Annotated in this window: 14 protein-coding genes; 11 read left to right on the top strand and 3 right to left on the bottom strand. The window is 71.0% G+C overall.

The window, feature by feature from the left end; genetic code table 11:
• The first annotated feature begins 2 nt into the window (after positions 1-2).
• Genes JOE61_RS11675 through JOE61_RS22530 form a run of 3 tightly spaced genes read left to right on the top strand, consistent with a single transcriptional unit; the run spans position 3 to position 5,606 of the window.
• Positions 3-827: a DUF4194 domain-containing protein gene (locus JOE61_RS11675; RefSeq protein WP_193669608.1), complete on the top strand. Its 825-nt coding sequence runs from the start codon at positions 3-5 to the stop codon at positions 825-827.
• 16 nt (positions 828-843) lie between these two features.
• Positions 844-4,380, top strand: a complete 3,537-nt coding sequence (locus tag JOE61_RS11670) for an ATP-binding protein (protein ID WP_193669607.1) — start codon at positions 844-846, stop codon at positions 4,378-4,380.
• A complete protein-coding gene (locus tag JOE61_RS22530) occupies positions 4,377-5,606 on the top strand; it encodes a DUF3322 and DUF2220 domain-containing protein (RefSeq protein ID WP_193669606.1) in 1,230 nt (409 codons plus the stop codon). Before JOE61_RS11670 ends, JOE61_RS22530 begins: the two co-directional genes overlap by 4 nt.
• Positions 5,607-5,783: 177 nt before the next feature.
• Here the strand turns inward: JOE61_RS22530 and JOE61_RS11660 are convergent, their stop codons facing one another.
• Positions 5,784-6,299 (bottom strand): hypothetical protein, encoded by a 516-nt coding sequence (locus JOE61_RS11660; RefSeq protein ID WP_193669605.1) that lies wholly within the window; start codon positions 6,297-6,299, stop codon positions 5,784-5,786.
• 320 nt (positions 6,300-6,619) lie between these two features.
• Between JOE61_RS11660 and istA the strand changes: the two genes are divergently transcribed.
• From istA to JOE61_RS11640, 4 genes are all read left to right on the top strand, one after another.
• Positions 6,620-8,179 carry an IS21 family transposase gene (gene istA / locus JOE61_RS11655; protein ID WP_193669604.1) on the top strand — a complete coding sequence of 520 codons (1,560 nt, stop codon included), beginning with the start codon at positions 6,620-6,622 and terminating at the stop codon, positions 8,177-8,179.
• A complete protein-coding gene (istB, locus tag JOE61_RS11650) occupies positions 8,176-8,955 on the top strand; it encodes an IS21-like element helper ATPase IstB (protein WP_193669603.1) in 780 nt (259 codons plus the stop codon). The genes istA and istB overlap by 4 nt, the downstream gene beginning before the upstream one ends.
• A 185-nt stretch (positions 8,956-9,140) precedes the next feature.
• The gene (locus JOE61_RS11645; protein WP_193669602.1) at positions 9,141-9,968 is read left to right on the top strand and encodes a GIY-YIG nuclease family protein; all 828 of its coding nucleotides are present in this window, start codon (positions 9,141-9,143) and stop codon (positions 9,966-9,968) included.
• A 21-nt stretch (positions 9,969-9,989) separates the two neighbouring features.
• Entirely contained in the window at positions 9,990-10,427 is a 438-nt protein-coding gene (locus JOE61_RS11640) for a VOC family protein (protein WP_193669601.1), read from the top strand.
• Positions 10,428-10,461: 34 nt separating this feature from the next.
• On the opposite strand, the gene JOE61_RS11635 is transcribed toward JOE61_RS11640, so the two are convergent.
• Both JOE61_RS11635 and JOE61_RS11630 read right to left on the bottom strand, forming a co-directional pair.
• Positions 10,462-11,865, bottom strand: coding sequence for a 2-oxo acid dehydrogenase subunit E2 (locus JOE61_RS11635; protein ID WP_193669600.1), 1,404 nt, complete (start codon positions 11,863-11,865; stop codon positions 10,462-10,464).
• A gap of 1 nt (position 11,866) precedes the next feature.
• Entirely contained in the window at positions 11,867-14,035 is a 2,169-nt protein-coding gene (locus JOE61_RS11630) for an alpha-ketoacid dehydrogenase subunit alpha/beta (protein ID WP_193669599.1), read from the bottom strand.
• 145 nt (positions 14,036-14,180) lie between these two features.
• On the opposite strand from JOE61_RS11630, the gene JOE61_RS11625 reads away from it, so the two are divergent.
• From JOE61_RS11625 to JOE61_RS11610, 4 genes are read left to right on the top strand one after another with little or no spacing between them, the layout of a single operon-like run.
• Positions 14,181-14,690, top strand: a complete 510-nt coding sequence (locus JOE61_RS11625) for a VOC family protein (protein ID WP_193669598.1) — start codon at positions 14,181-14,183, stop codon at positions 14,688-14,690.
• The gene (locus tag JOE61_RS11620; protein WP_193669640.1) at positions 14,687-15,370 is read left to right on the top strand and encodes a GntR family transcriptional regulator; all 684 of its coding nucleotides are present in this window, start codon (positions 14,687-14,689) and stop codon (positions 15,368-15,370) included. The genes JOE61_RS11625 and JOE61_RS11620 overlap by 4 nt, the downstream gene beginning before the upstream one ends.
• Positions 15,367-15,831, top strand: a complete 465-nt coding sequence (locus JOE61_RS22525; protein ID WP_193669597.1) for a (2Fe-2S)-binding protein — start codon at positions 15,367-15,369, stop codon at positions 15,829-15,831. The genes JOE61_RS11620 and JOE61_RS22525 overlap by 4 nt, the downstream gene beginning before the upstream one ends.
• A complete protein-coding gene (locus JOE61_RS11610) occupies positions 15,828-17,903 on the top strand; it encodes a xanthine dehydrogenase family protein molybdopterin-binding subunit (protein ID WP_307822957.1) in 2,076 nt (691 codons plus the stop codon). Before JOE61_RS22525 ends, JOE61_RS11610 begins: the two co-directional genes overlap by 4 nt.
• Position 17,904: the final 1 nt, after the last annotated feature.

The raw sequence follows: 17,904 nt of genomic DNA, 5'->3' as shown, positions 1-17,904 counted from the left end.
CCATGAACGACCTGGACCGCGACGACGAGTCCGTGCTCGAGGACGAGAGCGTCGAGCTCGACGACTCCGAGGAGGACTCGGACGAGGCGGTCGACGCCATCATCACCGCTGGCCTGGACCCGGACGCCGACCCACTGGACCGGCCGCCGCTGTTCGACGAGGACACCGGCGTGCTGACCTTAGAGCAGCGCAACACCATCAACGCCCTGGTCAAGGCCCGCTTCATCACCCGCGACGAGCGTCCCGAGGTGTGGCGCACCCTCATGGAGCACCGCAAGATCATCACCTCGCGGCTGCACGAGCAGTTCAAGCACCTGCACGTCTATCCCGAGCGCGGCATGGCGTACGCCGCGGATGTGTCCCAGCCCGAGGACGGCCGCAAGTTCGTTCTCCTGGGCACCGGACGGAAGTTCACGCGCGAGGAGACCGCCATCCTGGTGTACCTGCGGCATCGCTACAACGTCGAGATGGCCGCCGGTCAGCCGGTCGCGGTCGTGGAGAAGTCCGAGATCATCGAGCACGTCGAGCAGATGCAGCCTCAGTGGGGCAACAAGTCCGCGGCCACCAAGCGCATCGTCTCCTCGCTGGAGCGCGTGAGCTCGAAGTTCGGTCTGCTGCCCAACGTGCCCGGCTCGCCGGACACCTACCGCATCCACCCCGCCATCGAGATGTTCTTGAGCCTGGAGGATGTGCGCAGGCTCGACGAGGCGTTCCGCACCTTCTACGCCGACTCCAGCACCAACCCCGAAGACCACCCTGAGGCGTTCTCCGCGGGCGCTTCACTTGGTGACACCGACGACGAGGACGAGGTGCTGCTCGATGAGTGAGCTGACTGACGAGCAGATGCGCGTCGACATCGACACCAACCTCGACCGCGAGGACACCGACCTGCACGTCGATGAGGAGGCCGAGCCGAGTCTCGACCTGGGCGTGAGCGCCACAGCGCTGCGCAACGGCGAGCAGTGGCGCGCCGAACGTCTCCAGCTGTGCAACTGGGGCGGCTTCGACGGACACCACGAGATCGACATCGACTGGGCGACCACCCTGCTCACCGGCGGCTCGGGCACCGGCAAGTCCACCATCGGCGACGCATGGCTGGCGCTCGTCCAGCCCGGGGCCACGCACTTCAACGCCGCCTCGAACCCATCGAAGTCCCGAGCTCGCGGTGAGGGCAGCCGAAGCAACATCTCCTACGTCCGCGGACACCTGGACCGCAAGACCACCGAGTCAGGCACCAAGGAGATCCGCAAGCTGCGCGGCGCCAACGGCGCTGTGTGGGGCGGAATCGCCATGACGTTCCTGTCGACCTCCGGCCGACGCTTCACCGCGCTCAAGCTCATGCACATCCCGCCCTCGGCGCGCGTGGACTCCGACGCGCCGCCGAAGATGTTCACCATCGACGGGCCCGTGGATCTGGAGAGGCTCGCCGCTGCCGCACCTGAGCGCTTCAACGCCATCGCGGTCAAGAGCCTGCTCCCAGGCGCCCAGGGCCACAAGAAGCCCGGCCAATTCCAGGACACGATCGCGGCCAAGCTCGGCATCGGGGGAGCCGACGCGAACGGCGCCAAGTACGCGCTGCGGATGCTTGAGCGCATCCAGTCCGGCGAGCAGGTCCGCAACATCAACGACCTGTTCACCAAGTTCGTCCTCGATGCACCCAAGACCCTCGCCGACGCCGACAAGGCACTGTCGGAGTGGGACAAGCTCGAGGAGGCTATGGAGGTCCTCGACCTGAACCGGCGCAAGTTCGAGGTCCTGTGTGACATCCGCGACCTGCACGCCAAGGTCGAAGCAGCCCAGGGGGACCAGCGCACGTTCAAGGACCTCGGCCTGGACTCGGAGTCGTCGCCGTGGGCACTGTGGTGCGCCCGCGAGGAGGAACGCGCCCTCGACGAGGCGTGGGACGCGAACCGGGAGCGCCGCGCAGCGCTCGAGGAAGATCTCTCGGCAGCCCAGGCTGTCGAGAAGAACACGAAGATCGCGCACGACACCGCTCGGCGTGCGCTTGATGACTACAGCCGCGGCGAGCTCGGCGTCCTGCGGGACGACGCAGCCCGCGCAGAGGCTGCGCTCGCAGAGACGATGAGCCGTCGCAGCGCACTGGCCGCGCGGATCGCCCCGCTGGGACCGCTGCCCGATGACGAGGCGAGCTTCAACGCCCTGCGCCTCCAGGCGCAGACCGAGCGTGAAGCGTTCGCTGCAGCGAAGAAGAAGCTCGACGACGACAAGTACGCCGCGATCTCTGACAAACGGAACATGGAGGCCGCGGTCGAGACGCTGCGCCAGGACAAGGAGTCGTTCGGATCCCGACAGGGCCGTGTTGACCCCGGCATGGACATGGTGCGCAACCAGGCCGCTCAGATCGCGCGCATGGACCCTGCCGACCTCCCGTACGGCGCCGAGCTCATCGACATCGCCGAGGGCCAGGAGGAGTGGCGCGAAGCGATCGAGACGATCCTGTGGCCGGTCTCCTCGTGCATCCTCATCAACGAGGAGAAGCTCGAGGAGTTCTCCAAGGCGATCGACAACGCAGGTCTGCGCGGGCGGATCAACTTCGAGGGCGTGCCGCTGTTCGAGATGTCGCAGGCCCGCCCCGATGCCGACCGGGTCGGCGGGAAGCTGGTCTTCAAGGACTCACCCTTCGAAGGCTGGCTGCGCGATCGGCTGGCCAAGCCGGACCTGAACGCGCTGTGCGTGCGCACCCCCGAGGAGTTGCGCTCACCTGACCGCACCGAGGTGCGGGTGACGCTGGCGGGTCAGACCCGACGAGGCAAGCGCGGGTCGGCAGGTAAGCGCAACCGGCGCGCCATCATCGGCTTCAGCAACGAGCTGGACCTCGAGGCCATCGACCTGGAGATCGCCGAGCTCGAGCCGCTCATCGAGAAGGCCGCGGCACGCTTCGACGCGCTCGACACCGAGCAGAACCGCCTTATGAGGCGCCACGAGGCGTCCGGCGCCTTGCTGCACGAGGACTGGGCGAATCTCGACGCTGCCGCAGCTGAGACCAAGCGGGACACGCTGGCCAAGATGCTCTCGGACGCCACCACCGGAGACTCCAAGCTGGCTGTGTTGCAGCTCGAGGCACAGACCACCGAGGGCGAGTACTTCTCTGCGCGCGACCTGCGCAGTGAGGTGGAGAAGGAGCAGGAGGACGTCGAGGAGGATCGGGAGAAGATCCGGCGACGGAAGGACAACACCGTCACCCCGCGACTGGAGCGCCTAGACCGCGCGGGCCTGGAGGTCACCGAGGCCCAAGATGAGCTGCTGCGCCGGTTCGCCCGCGGTCTGGATGAGCACTGGTCGCTGCTGCCCAAGGCGCACGCCGACCTCCGGCAGAAGCTGGTCGCGGAGCAGCGGACCGTGAACGCCCAAGCCAGCGAGCACGAGATGGCCCTGCTGGGCTGCTTCCGCCACTACCTGACCCAGTGGGGCGAGAACCACCCGTCGCTGGAAGCGGACCTGCGCTGCTACCCCGACTTCGTCGCCATCCTCGAGGAGATCGAGTCCTACGGTCTGCACCAGGCCGAGGCCCGTTTCCGCAAGGACCTGGCGCACTGGTCGGGGCAGCAGCTGCTGCGGCTGCACAACGCCTTCGACACCTCGTGGGACGACATCACCTCACGGATGTACTCCATCAACAAGCTGCTGGAGGACCTGCCGTTCGGTGTCCGCCACGAGCGTCTCGACATCCGCGTCGACCGGGCCCAGCCCGCCGAGGTCACCGACTTCCGCCGCGATCTGAAGACGCTGGCAACTCGCCGCACCGAGGAGCTAGAGCAGTCCGAGGTCATGCCGTACTTCGAGTCGGCTCGCGTGCTGCTCGCCAAGATCCGCAAGCCCGAGGACGTGCGCTACAAGGCGGTGCAGGGTGCGCCGTCGCGTGCTGCTCTGCTGGATGTGCGCAAGCACTTGAACATCGAAGCCGACCGCATCGACGCCACTGGGGCCGTCGGAGGCACCTACGACACCCTTGGCACGCAGTCGGGTGGCGAGAGCCAGGAGCTGTTGGCGTTCATCCTGGGCGCTGCGTTGCGGTACCAGCTCGGAGACAGCACCTCGAATCGCCCCTCGTTCGCTTTCGTGGTCCTCGACGAGGCGTTCGTGAAGGCCGACCCCGAGTTCGCGGGTCGCTCGATGGAGGCGTGGCAGAAGCTGGGCTTCCAGCTGCTCGTCGCGGCGCCGGTCGACAAGTTCACCGCCCTCGAGCCGCTGGCACAGCGGTTCCTGCTGACCGAGAAGGAAGAGGACGAGCGCTCCTACGTCACCCCCATCGACCGTGAGGAGGCGATCCGGTACGCGGAGGCCGCAGCGGAGCGAGGAGACCACATCGGCGACCCTGAAGACGACCCCGACGAGGACGCCGAGGACGACCCGGCGTGAGCACCAAGTCCACGAGCAAGAGCCGCGTCGCCGAGCGCTTCACCGCCGCGGCCGTCACTGACGCCGTGCGGTCGTCGCTGACCAACCACTGGGCCACCCACGCGGTGTCCGGTACGGCGTGGCCGCGGGAGGTGTCGTTGGGCCGCCACGGTTCCGCGGACGTTGAGACGCAGTGGGATGAGGTCTTCCCGGCCATCCTCACCCTGAGGTCCTGGGCTCGCGAGCAGGGCCTGGTGCTGCGCGGAGAGGCTCAGCGGATCCTGCGGACCTCCCAGGAGATCCCGCGCGCGGTGCTCATTCCGTCCGTCGAAGACGCCGCACGTCTGGCAGGCGCGCCCTGGCCCGCGCAGGTCGACCGCGCAGCGGCGCGAGCCGCAGCCCTGCGTGAAGCTCTCGCCCGCCGCACTGACCTCGAGGACGACGAAGCCCAAACCACCGCGACCCGACTGCTGAAGAAGGTCATCGACTGGCCCGATGTCGACTTCGACCTCCTACTGCGCGTGGCCGCATGGATCACAGCGAACCCGCAGGTCGCGGTGGGACTCACCCGCCGTCAGGTGCCCATCCCGGGCGTCCACGGCAAATGGCTGGAGTCCAACGAGACACGCCTGCTCGAGCTCACCGGACTCACCACCCTGGGTCTGACCCCCAGCCACCCGCCCAGGATCCACTTCAACTACCTCGACGCCGCCTATCTCGCCGACCCCGGCAACCGTCGCCACGACTCGCTCACCCACCGCGACTCAGCCCGGCCCGCCTACCAGCCCCAGGTCATCATCATCTGCGAGAACAAGGACTCGGCCATCAACTTCCACCCCGTGCCTGGCGGGATCGCGGTCGAGGGCGACGGTACGGGTGGCGGCACGATCGCTGCGATCGACTGGATCCGAAACGCACCCACGCTGATCTACTGGGGCGACATGGACGCCGCGGGTCTGGAGATCCTCTCGGGCTTCCGCGCCTGCGGGCTCGAGGTCAATTCCGTCCTCATGGACGTGGCCACCTACGAGACCTACCGGGAGTTCGGGACGAACATGCAGCCCAACGGCACGCCGATCAAGGCGCTGGGGCCCAAGCCGGACCGGCTCCTGACCGCCCCTGAACGGGACCTGTACGAGCGCGTCGCCGACCCCACTTACACGGGCGTGCGGCGCGTCGAGCAGGAACGAATCCCGCTCGCCGTAGCTCGCGCCGCAGTCCAGCAGATGCTTGACCGAACCGCTTAGCTCACTGGCCACGAGCACGGATCTGCTGCACAGATCGCGGGTCAGTCTGACCTGCCCCATTCCGCCGCAAGAGAACGACCACGAGTGCCCGGTCATCAGAGAAGAGCAAGTGCGACCTGCTGGCGGCAGCGAACCCGTCCCGTCGTCCTTGATGCGTCCGCTGGCGACTCACTCCCGCTACGCGGACTGCGTGCCCGACGGAGAGGCCGGGACGGCCCGGGCCACGGCGTTGCGCAGCGCGTCACTGAGGCTCGCCGGGTGCTCGTGCACCTCCTGGGCCGGGGACCGGCCCTCCAGATTGGCGTTCGGCGCCGCGGCCCAGGCGAGCACGTCGGCGTCGCTCCAGCTGGCGGGCGCCAGCAGCTCGCGTAGCGTCGTCCATGCGGGCGCGACGGCGACGCGGTCCTCAGCGACCCGGACGAACTGGAAGCCGGGGTAGAGCAGGCCACCGCGGCGCTTGACCCCGGCCATGCCCTTGCGCCGCCGAAGGTTCGCGGTGAGGGAACGGGCCGACTCGGGACGTGCACCCGTCAGGAGCGCGACCTGGACGGCTGCGAGCATCCCCCACTCGCGCTCGACGTCGCGCCAGCGCTCCTCACGCAGCGCGGCCTGGGCCAGGTGACCCGGACCGACGTGAGCCGAGGAGTCAGCCAGGACCTTCGCGACGAGACCGATGGTGGCGACCTCGTCCATGGCGCGCAGCGCCCGCGGCGCGCCGTGTCCTTGTCGACACCAGCCGGGACCGGGACGTTGACAGTGCTCACGGCGTCCACCCTTCTGACGACCACGATAGTCCCCACGCCGACGTGGTCATCGTGTGTCGGCGGCCACGAGAAACTGCCCGGAGACGGCCACGAGGCTGCCCGCTGGCGGACATGAGAACTGCCCGCTGACGGTCATGGGATCTGCCCGACACGACGTCGTCTGCCTGACCGCCTTGCGCGGTTAAGGCCCCTTCCTCGGGTGCGATGAGCGGTGCTGAAGCGCCCCATTGCCCCCGAGGAAGGGACACCGTGAAGTCTGCCGAGGAGATCATGAAAATCTTGGATGCCTACGACCTGACCGGGTCGTTGCGCGATGCCGGCGAGCTGGCCGGCTGCTCGCACCACACCGTGAAGCACTACGTCGAGCGCCGCGCTGCGGCCGGCGTGCTGGACAAGGCCGCGGCGCGCCCGCAGTTGATCGATGCCTACCTGGACAAGGTCGAGGAGTGGGTCGAGCGGTCCCAGGGCAAGGTCCGCGCCGACGTGGCCCACGAGAAGCTCGTGGCGTTGGGCTACACCGGCTCGGAGCGCACCACCCGCCGGGCGGTCGCGAAGGTCAAGACCGACTACCGCGCCGGTCGGGTGCGGGTGCACCGGCCGTGGGTCACCGAGCCGGGGATGTGGCTGCAGTACGACTACGGCGACGGCCCGGTCGTCGATGGTGTGAAGACGGTGCTGTTCGTGGCCTGGCTGGCCTGGTCGAGGTTCCGGGTCGTGCTCGCGCTGCGGGACAAGACGATGCCCAGCGTGTTCGCTGCCCTGGATCAGACGTTCCGGCGCCTGGGCGGGGTGCCGACCTACGTGCTGACCGACAACGAGAAGACCGTCACCGTCGAGCACATCGCTGGGATCGCGGTCCGCAACCCGCAGCTGGTCGCGTTCGCCGAGCACTACTCGGTGGTGGTCCACACCTGCGTGCCGGCTGATCCGGCGTCCAAGGGCGGCACGGAGTCGTCGGTGAAGATCAGCAAGGCCGACATCGTGCCGAAGGACACCAACCTGCGTGAGGCCTACACCAGCTTCGCGGAGCTCGAGGCGGCGTGCGAGGCGTTCTGCGCCAAGGTCAACACCCGGGCGCATCGGGTGACGAAGCGACCGCCGGACCAGATGCTCGCCGAGGAGCGGGCCCGGCTGCACCCGGTGGCGGCGGCACCGCACACGGTCGCGTTCGGGACCACCCGCATGGTGCCGGGCAACACGCCGATGGTGACGTTCGAGTCCGGGCAGTACTCGGTCCCGCACACCCTGCTCGGGGCGACGGTGTGGGTGCGCGCCCAGGGCGTCGGTGATGGTGAGCAGGTCGTGATCGTCCACGTCGGCGAGGCTGGCCCCCTCGAGGTCGCGCGCCACCGACGGGCCACTCCCGGCAGCCCGCAGCTGATCGATGAGCACTTCCCGGCTCAGCCGTCCGGGCCGCTGGATCGACGACCCCGCGCGAGGAACACCGCGGAAGCAGACTTCCTCGACCTGGGCGAGGGCGCGAGGTTGTGGCTGGTCGAGGCCGCCGCCGCAGGTACCACCAAGATGCGGGTCAAGATGGCCGAAGCACTCAGCCTGGCCAAGCTGTTCGACCCCGTCGAGGTCGACTGGGCGCTGGGACATGCCGCCGTGCACGGCCGGTTCGCCGAGGCCGACCTGTCCTCGATCCTCGACCACCACGCCCGAGCCCCGAAGACCGGTGAGCACCGGGCCAGCGAAGACTCCTCGCTGACCCAGGGCACCAGCGCGTGGGCCCGACTCGGCCAGCCCGACGACCACGATGACCACGACGCCCACGACGGCCACGGCGTGGATGGGGTGACTCGATGACGACCACGACAGCGGCCGCGCCGCCGCTGCCCACCGAACTCGAGGACCTGCTGCGCAAGCTGCGGCTGCCCCACGTCCGCCGCCACGCACCCGAGGTGGTGGCAACCGCGAAGGCGCAACGCTGGGAGCCGGTGGAGGTGTTGAAGGCGCTGTTCGGTGAGGAGGTCGCCGGCCGGGAACGCTCCGCCCTGGCCACCCGCCGCGCCGCGGCGGGGTTCCCGACCGGGAAGACGTTCGATGCCTGGCAGCCCGAGATCTCCTCGATCCCCGCACCGACCCAGCAGGCGCTGCGGACCCTGGAATGGGTGCACCGCCGCGAGAACCTCGTGCTGTGCGGGCCATCGGGGACCGGGAAGACGTTCCTGCTCGAGGCGCTGGGCCAGCAGGCCGTCGAGGCCGGGCTGAAGGTCGCCTGGTTCACCCTGGAAGACCTCGGGGTGCTGCTGCGTCGCCATCGTGCCGACGACACCGTGTCCAAGGCCATCGCCCGCATTCTGCGAGCCGACCTCGTCATCGTCGACGACATCGGGCTACTCCCGGTGGCCACCGACGCCGCCGAGGGGCTCTACCGCCTCGTCGATGCCGCCTACGAGAAACGCTCGGTGGCGATCTCCTCGAACCTGCACCCAGCCGGGTTCGACGAGCTGATGCCCAAGACGCTGGCCACCGCCACCGTCGACAGGCTGCTGCACCACGCCCACGTCTGCCAGACCTCAGGTGAGTCAGTCCGACTCACCCAGGCACTCGCCGGCCAGGGGGTGAACCCCTTGAGCTGACCACCCTGGACCGGGTGGTGGCCGCAGCCCCCGTGGGCAGATCCCATGGCCACCACCGGGCAGATCTCGTGACCGTCACCGGGCAGGTTTCATGACCGCCCCCGGGCAGTTCTCACTGGCCCTTGACAATCGTGGTCAGCAGGCGCACCAACTCGTCACCGGCGGAGCCAACCTACAGTCCATCCATGGATGCCATCCAGCTGACAGCACTCCTTCCCGCCGGGCCGAGCCCCACAGACTTCAAGGTGCACTTCGCGGTGTGGAACGGAGTGAGGCACCCGATCGACGTCCTGGCGACCGATCAGGAAGAGTGGCAGGGCTGGAACTCGTGGCGCAGCGTGAAGGACGACTTCAACCGGGAGCTCATCTTCTCGGTCGCCCAGGACAAGCACGACCCGACGCTGTGGCTCTTCGGCGGGATCTGGCAGGTGCTGGAACGCCGGCCGGAGCCGCACGCGCGCTCGTACACCGTGGCGCTGCGTGAGGACCTGATGGGCCCGTTCATCCGCCGCCTGTACATCCGCCACAGGCGGACCGGGAGGAACATCCGACGCACCATGGAGTCGGTGCTGCCCACGATGACGGTCTCGTCCATCCTCGAAGAGCCGTTCGCCGGCGACCCCTTCCCGGGGCACGACCGCATCAACCACAGCCTCGCCGACCTGCAGGCCGTCGTCGCCCAGTCCAGAGCCGACTGGCGGATCGCGCTCGAGAGCATGAAGGGCGTCTACGTCATCCACGACAAGGAGACCGGGCAGCGATACGTCGGGTCCGCCTACGGCGACACCGGCGTGTGGCAGCGCTGGTCGACGTACGCGGCCACGCTGCACGGCGGCAACGTCGGGCTCAAGGAGCTCGTCGACGAGAAGGGCGAGGAGTACTACCGCACCAACATGCGGTTCGCACTCCTGGAGTACTGGTCGATGCGGACGGACGACGACCACGTGCAGGAGCGGGAGTCGTACTGGAAGGACGTCCTGCACGCCCGATCGCTCGGCCACAACAAGAACTGACCCGGCGCTACCGTGCCAGTCATGCCCATCAAGCTCGAGAACGTCGGGATCGCCGTGCGCGACCTCGACGCGACGATCGCCTTCTTCACCGACCTCGGCCTCACCCTCGTCGGCCGCGACACGGTGAGCGGCGAGTGGGCCGACACCGCGGTCGGTCTCGACGGCAACCACGCCCACATCGCCATGCTGCAGACCCCCGACGGCGGCGGTCGCCTCGAGCTCTTCGAATACATCCACCCCGACGCCATCGAGACCGAGCCCACCCGGCCCCACGAGATCGGCATGCACCGCGTGGCCTTCTCGGTCGACGACATCGACGAGGCGCTCGAGATCGCCGCCAGGCACGGCTGCCACCCGCTGCGGGGCGTCGCGACGTACGGCGACGTCTACAAGCTGACCTACCTGCGCGGCCCCAGCGGCATCCTCGTGATGCTCGCCGAGGCTCTGCAGAAGGACTGAGCAGAGCCCCAGGCTGCGCGGCCCCGCCCCGGTGTCAGGCGAGGATGCGCAGCGGGTGCTCCACCAGGTCGCTGAAGGCGGCCAGCCACTTGGCGGCCACCACCCCGTCGACCGGCCGGTGGTCGACCGACAGCGTCACCCGCATCACCTGGCCCACGACGAGCTGGCCGTCCTCGACGACCGCCTCCTCACGGGCCGCGCCGACCGCGAGGATCGCGGCGTGGGGCGGGTTGATGATGGCGGCGAACTCCTCGACGCCGTACATGCCGAGGTTGGTGACGCTCATCGAGCCGCCCTCCAGCTCGTCCTGCTTGAGCTTGCCCTCCCGGGCGCGGGCCGCCAGGTCGGCGACGCGCGCGGCCAGGGCCGTCACGCTCAGCGACCCCACGTCGCGCACGACCGGGGTGAGCAGGCCGCGGTCGGTGGCGACCGCCACCGCGATGTCGGAGGTGCTGAAGGCGCGAGTGGCCTCGGCGGTCCAGACGACGTTCATCTCCGGCACCCGCTCGTGCGCCGCCGCGACCGCCTTGACCACCAGGTCGTTGAGCGAGACCCGGGTGGTGGCGCCGTCGTTGAGCTCGGCGCGCAGGGCGATGAGCTTGTCGACGCGCAGGCTCGCGCGCAGGTAGAAGTGCGGGGCCTCGCGCTTGCTCTCCTGCAGGCGGTTGGCCACGGCGCGGCGCATGCGGGAGTGCGGGGTGTCCGTGTACGCCGCCTCGGTGGTGGGGGGCGGTTGCTTCGTGGGTGCGGGGGTCTCGGCGACGCTCGCTGGCGCTCGCTGCTCGACCAACGGCGTGGTGGGGGTCTCGGCGACGCTCGCTGGCGCTCGCTGCTCGACCAAGGGCGTGGTGGGCTGGTCGGCGCGGGCCGCGACGGCGGCGTCGACGTCGCGGCGCAGGATGCGGCCGCGGGGGCCGCTGCCGTGGATCTCCTCCACGGGGATGCCGGCGTCCTTGGCGATCTTGCGGGCCAGGGGGCTGGCGAAGATGCGGCCGTTGTTTGGTTTCGAGACAGGCGCTGGCGCGCCTTCCTCAACCACCGTGGGGGCGCGTTCCTCTACCGCCGGGGCGGAGGGCTCGGCGAGGGGGGCACCGGACTCGGGGTCGGTGGGCACGTCGCGGCGCTCGGGCACGACCGGGTCGGTGGCCTCGGCGACGCCGAGCTCGGCCAGCAGCGCGTCGAGGTCGTCGACCTGCTCGCCGGGGGCGCCGAGGACCGCGATCGGGGAGCCGATCTCGACCTGGGCACCGGGCGGCACCAGGGTGTGCAGCACCACGCCCGCGTCGTCGGCCTCGATATCGACGGCCGCCTTGTCGGTCTCGACCGTGGCGAGCACGTCGGAGCCGGCGAAGTCGGCGCCGACCTGCACTATCCACTCCGCCAGCACCGCCTCGGTGTCGTTGGCGGCCACGCCGGGCATCCGCAGCACGTGGGCCATGTCAGTACCTCGCGATCTCGTGCAGCTCGGCGACGACCTCGTCGACCTGGGCGATGGCGGCGCGCTCGAGCACCTTGCTGATGCTCGGCGAGGCCTCCGCGCCGGTCACCCGGCGCACCGGGGCGTCGAGCAGGTCGAAGAACCGGCGGGTGATCTCGTCGGCCAGCCACCCGCCGTACGACGTGCCGACCGCGCCCTGCTCGGCGATCAGCACCTGGTTGGTCTTGGTCAGGCTCGCCTCGATGGTCTCCCAGTCGATGCTGGCCCGGTCGAGCCAGCGCAGGTCGATCACCTCGGCGTCGACCTGGCCGAACTCCTCGACGGCCTGCAGCACGTACTGGGTCATCCCCAGGTAGGTCAGCACCGTCACGTCGCTGCCCTCGCGGCGCACCGCGGCCTTGCCGACCGGCAGGCAGTAGTCGAGGTCGTCGACCGGGCCGGGGCCCTTGGAGGTGTAGAGGTCGACGTGCTCGAGCACCACCACCGGGTCCTGGCAGCGCAGCGCGGTGTTCATCAGGCCCACGTAGTCGTAGGGCGTCGAGGGCGCCACGATCCGCCAGCCCGGCGAGGTCGCGAAGATGCCGGCCGGGTCCATCGAGTGCTGGGAGCCGTAGCCGGTGCCCATCGCGACCTTGGAGCGCAGCACCAGCGGCACCGCGCCGGTGCCGCCGTACATGTGGCGCGCCTTGGCGATCTGGTTGAACAGCTGGTCGGCCGCGACCCACATGAAGTCGGCGTACATGAACTCCACGACCGGCGTGCAGCGCCCGTCGATGGCGATGCCGCCGGCCAGGCCGGCGAAGGCGTTCTCGGAGATCGGGGTGCCCAGCACCCGGCCGGGGAACCGGTCGGTCAGGCCGCGGGTGGCGCCGTTGGTGCCGCCGTTGAGACGGTGCACGTCCTCGCCCATCACCACGATGCCCGGGTCGGTCTCCATCCGGCGCCCCATCACGGCGGCGACCGCCTCGATGAAGGTGGTCTCCTCGGTGGCCACGCCCTCCGCGGAGGGCGCACCCTCCATCTCGGAGAGGTCGCCGCGCACGCCGACGTCGACGAAGGTGGGGTCGGGCCACTCCGCGGGGCGGATGCGGCGCTGGCCGGGCTTGCCGTCGGGGTCGGGCTCGAGGATCACCTCGCCGAGCTCCTCCATGACCGCCTTGGCCTGCGAGCGGGCGCGGGCCAGCTCGTCGGCGTCCATCAGGCCGCGCCGCTCGAGGTGGCCGGCCACCTGGGCCAGCGGGTCGCGCTCGCGCCAGGCCTTCTCCTCGGCCTTGTCGCGGTAGCCGAATGCGGAGCCGGCGAAGCCGCCGTTCTGGTGGAAAAAGCGGTAGGTGTCGACCTCGACGACGGTGGGCCCCTCGCCGCGGCGCATGTGCTCGACGGCCTCGCTCATCGCCAGGTAGACCGCGAGCGGGTCCATGCCGTCGACCTTCCAGCTCGCGATCGCGAAGCCGGGCCCGCGCCCGGAGAGCCGCGGCTCGGCGGTGGCCTCGTGCACCGAGGTCGACACGGCGTACTGGTTGTTCTCGATGAAGAAGCACACCGGCAGCGCCCAGGCGCCGGCCAGGTTCATGGTCTCCAGGGTCGAGCCGATGTTGATCGCGCCGTCGCCGAAGTAGGTCACCGAGACCGCGTCGGTCTCGGACTGGCGGTGCGACCACGCGAAGCCGGCCGCCTGCGGCACCCCGCCGCCGACGATGGCGTTGGTGCCCATCGCGCCGGCGTCCTTCCACTGCAGGTGCATCGACCCGCCGCGCCCGTGGGTCCAGCCCCGGTCGAGGCCGCAGATCTCGGCGAGCGTGCGCAGCAGCACGTCGCGCAGCTCCTCGGTGGCCGGGGCGAGCGGGTCGAGGCCCTTGGGCTCGATGTGGTGCAGCGCCTTGGCCAGGAACTGGTGGTGGCCGCGGTGCGAGCCGTTGACGGTGTCGGCGCTGGTCAGCGCGAGCACCGAGCCGACCGCACCGCCCTCCTGGCCGATGGAGGAGTGCGCCGGGCCGTGCACCAGGCCGGCGGCGGCCAGGTCGAGCACGTACTGCTCGAACGTGCGGATCCAGACCAGCTGGGCATACATCGTGCGCAGCAGCTCGGGGCTGGCGGCGTCCCAGTCGTCGGTCGTGGCCACCAGCTCGGTCCACGGTGCGGCGGGCAGCAGGGGGTGGTGCTCGGGCATGTCGCCTCCTTCGGCTCGAGACGCAGCGTGACACAGGATTGGATCCAAAATCTAGAGATACGACCCTGGACATGCCTCGATCTGAGTGGTTTGCTCGCTTTTGGCGCCAATCAGCGTCGCATCGTCCGACGAAGGGGAGGCCCACGTGCCGCTGCCCGGTCTGCGCCGCCTCGACCACGTCGGCTTCACGGTGCCCGACCTCGAGGAGGCCCACCGCTTCCTGGTCGACGTGCTGGGCTGCGAGTACCTCTACTCCCTGGGCCCCTTCGCCCACGACGACAGCGAGTGGATGAGCGAGCACCTCGACGTGCACCCGCGCGCGGTGATGGTCGAGAACCGCTGGTTCCGCTGCGGCGAGCAGGCCGTCCTCGAGGTCTTCCACTACTCCTCCCCCGACCAGCAGGTCGTGCGCCCGCGCAACAGCGACGTCGGCGGGCACCACCTGGCCTTCTACGTCGACGACCTCGACGCCGCGGTCGAGCACCTGCGCGAGGCCGGGGTGCGGGTGCTCGCCGGCCCGACCGCCAGCCGCGGCCCCGCCGAGGGCAACCGCTGGATCTACTTCCTCGCCCCGTGGGGGATGCAGATGGAGCTGGTCAGCGCGCCGGGCGGCAAGGCCTTCGACCGGCAGGATGGTGCCTCGTGGACGACATGAGCACCCAGAGCACCGAGAGCCCCGAGACCACCGAGGGCAACGGCAGCGCCGCCTCGACCCGGGTGGCCGCCCAGCTGCGCGAGGCGATCCTGCGCGACGAGCTCAAGCCCGGCGAGCGGATCCGCCAGGAGGAGGTCGCCGCCCGCTTCGGCGCCAGCCGGCTGCCGGTGCGCGAGGCGCTGCGGATGCTGGAGTCGGAGGGCCTGACCCAGCTCGAGCCGCGCAAGGGCGCCCGGGTGACCCGGCTGAGCCAGCACGAGGTCGAGGTGGTCTACCGGATGCGCGAGCGGCTCGAGCCGCTCGCGCTGGTCGAGAGCCTGCCCAGCCTCACCGACGCCGACCTGGCCCGGCTGCGCGACATCCAGGACCAGATCGAGGCCAACGACGACCTCGAGCGCTTCCTCGACCTCGACCGCGAGTTCCACCTGCTCACCTACAGCGGCTGCACCCTCGACCCGCTGGTCTCGATGGTGGTGCGGCTGTGGAACTCCACCCAGCACTACCGGCGCGCGTACGTCGCCCTGGGCGGCGGCAGCCGGATGTGGGTCGTCAACTCCGAGCACCGCCTGATCCTCGACGCGATCGAGCGCCGCGACCCCGTCGACGCCGAGCGCTACCTCGAGGGCCACATCCGCCGCACCCGCATCGAGCTGGGCAACCACCCGGAGGTCTTCACGTGAGCGACCCGACGACCGTGGACGTCAACGGCGTCAGCGTGACCCCGACCAGCGACGGCGACACCCCCCTGCTCACCGTGCTGCGCGACGAGCTGGGCCTGCTCGGCAGCCGCTTCGGCTGCGGCCAGGGCCTGTGCGGGGCCTGCATGGTCGACGTCGACGGCACCGCGATGCCGTCCTGCCAGACGCCGCTGTGGCAGGTCGCGGGCCAGCAGGTCACCACGGTCGAGGGGCTCGGCACCGACGGGCGCCCCCACCCGGTGCAGCAGGCCATCCTCGAGCGCCAGGCCGCCCAGTGCGGCTTCTGCCTCTCCGGGATCGTGGTCGCGGCCGCCGCGCTGCTCGCCGAGGAGCCCGACGCCGACGCCGACCGGGTCGCCGAGGCACTGGACCGCAACCTGTGCCGCTGCGGCGCGCAGCGGCGGATCATCGACGCGGTCCTGGCCGCCGGGGGTGCCCGGTGACCACCACGACCGCGGGCGCCCCCGCCGCCACCCTGCCCGCCCACGTCGCCGAGAACCCGCGCCTGGGCTCGTGGGTCACCGTGCGCGACGGCCTGGTCGAGGTGCACCTCGGCAAGGTCGAGCTCGGCCAGGGCATCGTGACCGCGATGGCCCAGGTCGCCGCCGACGCCCTCGGCCTGCCCACCTCGGCGATCCGGATGGTCGCCGCCAACACCGCCACCGGCCCCGACCAGGGCCTGACCGCCGGCAGCCTCTCGGTGCTGCAGACCGCCCCCGCGCTGCGCCACGTGGGCGGGGTGGTGCGCGCCCTGGCCGGCCCGGCCCCCAGCGGCGCCGAGCCGCCGACGGCGTACGTCGACCGCATCGGCGCGCTCGACCCGGCCACCGACCTCACCACCCAGGTGCCCGCCGGCCCCGCGCCGCAGGTCGCGGTGGGCCGCGACGAGCCGCGCCTCGACCTGCCCGACAAGGTGCTGGGCCGCCCGCGCTACCTGGGCGACCTGCGCCCCGAGGGGCTGCTGCACGGTCGGGTGCTGCGCCCGCCCTCGCCCACCGCCCGGCTGGCCACGCTGGCCGACGACTGGTCGGCGCCCGGGGTGCGGCTGGTGCGCGACGGCTCGTTCCTCGGCGTGGTCGGCGAGCGGGAGGTCGATGTCGACCGGGCGCTCGAGCGGCTCGCCGCGGCCGCCACCTGGACCGAGCAGGACACCCTGCCCGACGAGGACGACCTGCCGGCCTGGCTGCGCCAGGGCCCGCACGAGGAGATCGAGGTCGTCGACGAGGACGGCGCACCCGGAGCCACGAACGGGGCCGGGACCGCCACGCTGACGGCGTCGTACTCCAAGCCGTTCCTGGCCCACGCCTCGATCGCGCCCAGCACGGCCCTGGCGCGGTGGGGCGACGACGGCTCGCTGCACGTGCACAGCCACAGCCAGGGCATCCACGCCCTGCGCGACGCGCTGGCCGCGGTGCTCGGCCTCGCCACCGACCAGGTGGTGGTCGAGCACGTCGAGCAGGCCGGCTGCTACGGCCACAACCCCGCCGACGACGCCGCCCTCGACGCCGCCCTGCTGGCCCGCGCCGTGCCCGGGCGACCAGTGCTGAGCCGCTGGAGCCGGCCCGACGAGCTCGCCGCCGGGCCGCTGTCGCCGCCGGCGACCGCGACCCTGTCGGCCGAGCTGGTCGACGGCCGGATCGCCGGCTGGAGCCACGACGTGTGGAGCCTGGGCCACAGCTCGCGCCCCGGCTTCCGCGGCACCCCCGGGCTGCTCGCCGGCGCCCACCTGGCCGAGCCCGTCCCGCTGCCCGACCCGACCGACCCGCCGCTGGTCGCCGGCGGCGGCACCACCCGCAACGCCGTCCCCCTCTACACCGTCGGCCCGCGCCGGGTCACCGGCCACCGGCGGCTGCAGGCGCCGCTGCGCACCTCGGCGATGCGCGCGCTGGGCGCCTACCTCAACGTCTTCGCGATCGAGAGCTTCATGGACGAGCTGGCCGAGGCCGCGGGCGCCGACCCGGTGGCCTTCCGGCTCGCCCACCTCGACGACCCGCGGGCCGCGCACGTGCTCGAGACCGCCGCCCGCCTCGGCGACTGGCACGACCCCCTGCCCGACGACGTCGGCCGGGGCCTGGGCCTGGCGCGCTACAAGGACAAGGGCGCGTGGTGCGCGGTGGTGGCCGAGGTCGCCGTCGAGGCCGACGTGCGCGTACGCCGCCTCACCGTGGTCGCCGACATCGGCAGCGTGGTCAACCCCGACGGCGCGCGCAACCAGCTCGAGGGTGGCGCGACGCAGGCCACCAGCTGGACCACCAAGGAGCGGGTCCGCTTCGACCGCCGCCGGGTCACCAGCACCGACTGGGAGACCTACCCCGTGCTGCGCTTCGCCGAGACCCCGCTGGTCGAGGTCCACCTGGTCGAGAGCGACGCCCCGTCGCTGGGCGCGGGCGAGGCCGCCCAGGGCCCCACGGCGGCCGCGATCGCGAACGCCGTCCACCGGGCGCTGGGGGTGCGGGTCCGAGACCTGCCCCTCGACGCCGCCGCCGTGGTGCGGGCCATCGAGGCCCACGACTGAC

Origin of the sequence: Nocardioides salarius, assembly GCF_016907435.1 — a bacterium.
Classification (GTDB): Bacteria; Actinomycetota; Actinomycetes; order Propionibacteriales; family Nocardioidaceae; genus Nocardioides; species Nocardioides salarius.
The sequence above is the reverse complement of the archived record's forward strand: the minus strand, read 5'-3'. Positions and strand labels throughout refer to the sequence as shown.

Coding starts and splice junctions, on each gene's coding strand:
- JOE61_RS11660 (WP_193669605.1), bottom strand. CDS start 6,299: ATGGACGAGGTCGCCACCATCGGTCTCGTCGCGAAGGTCCTGGCTGAC.
- JOE61_RS11635 (WP_193669600.1), bottom strand. CDS start 11,865: ATGGCCCACGTGCTGCGGATGCCCGGCGTGGCCGCCAACGACACCGAG.
- JOE61_RS11620 (WP_193669640.1), top strand. CDS start 14,687: ATGAGCACCCAGAGCACCGAGAGCCCCGAGACCACCGAGGGCAACGGC.
- JOE61_RS11640 (WP_193669601.1), top strand. CDS start 9,990: ATGCCCATCAAGCTCGAGAACGTCGGGATCGCCGTGCGCGACCTCGAC.
- JOE61_RS11670 (WP_193669607.1), top strand. CDS start 844: ATGCGCGTCGACATCGACACCAACCTCGACCGCGAGGACACCGACCTG.
- JOE61_RS11630 (WP_193669599.1), bottom strand. CDS start 14,035: ATGCCCGAGCACCACCCCCTGCTGCCCGCCGCACCGTGGACCGAGCTG.
- istB (WP_193669603.1), top strand. CDS start 8,176: ATGACGACCACGACAGCGGCCGCGCCGCCGCTGCCCACCGAACTCGAG.
- JOE61_RS11675 (WP_193669608.1), top strand. CDS start 3: ATGAACGACCTGGACCGCGACGACGAGTCCGTGCTCGAGGACGAGAGC.
- JOE61_RS11645 (WP_193669602.1), top strand. CDS start 9,141: ATGGATGCCATCCAGCTGACAGCACTCCTTCCCGCCGGGCCGAGCCCC.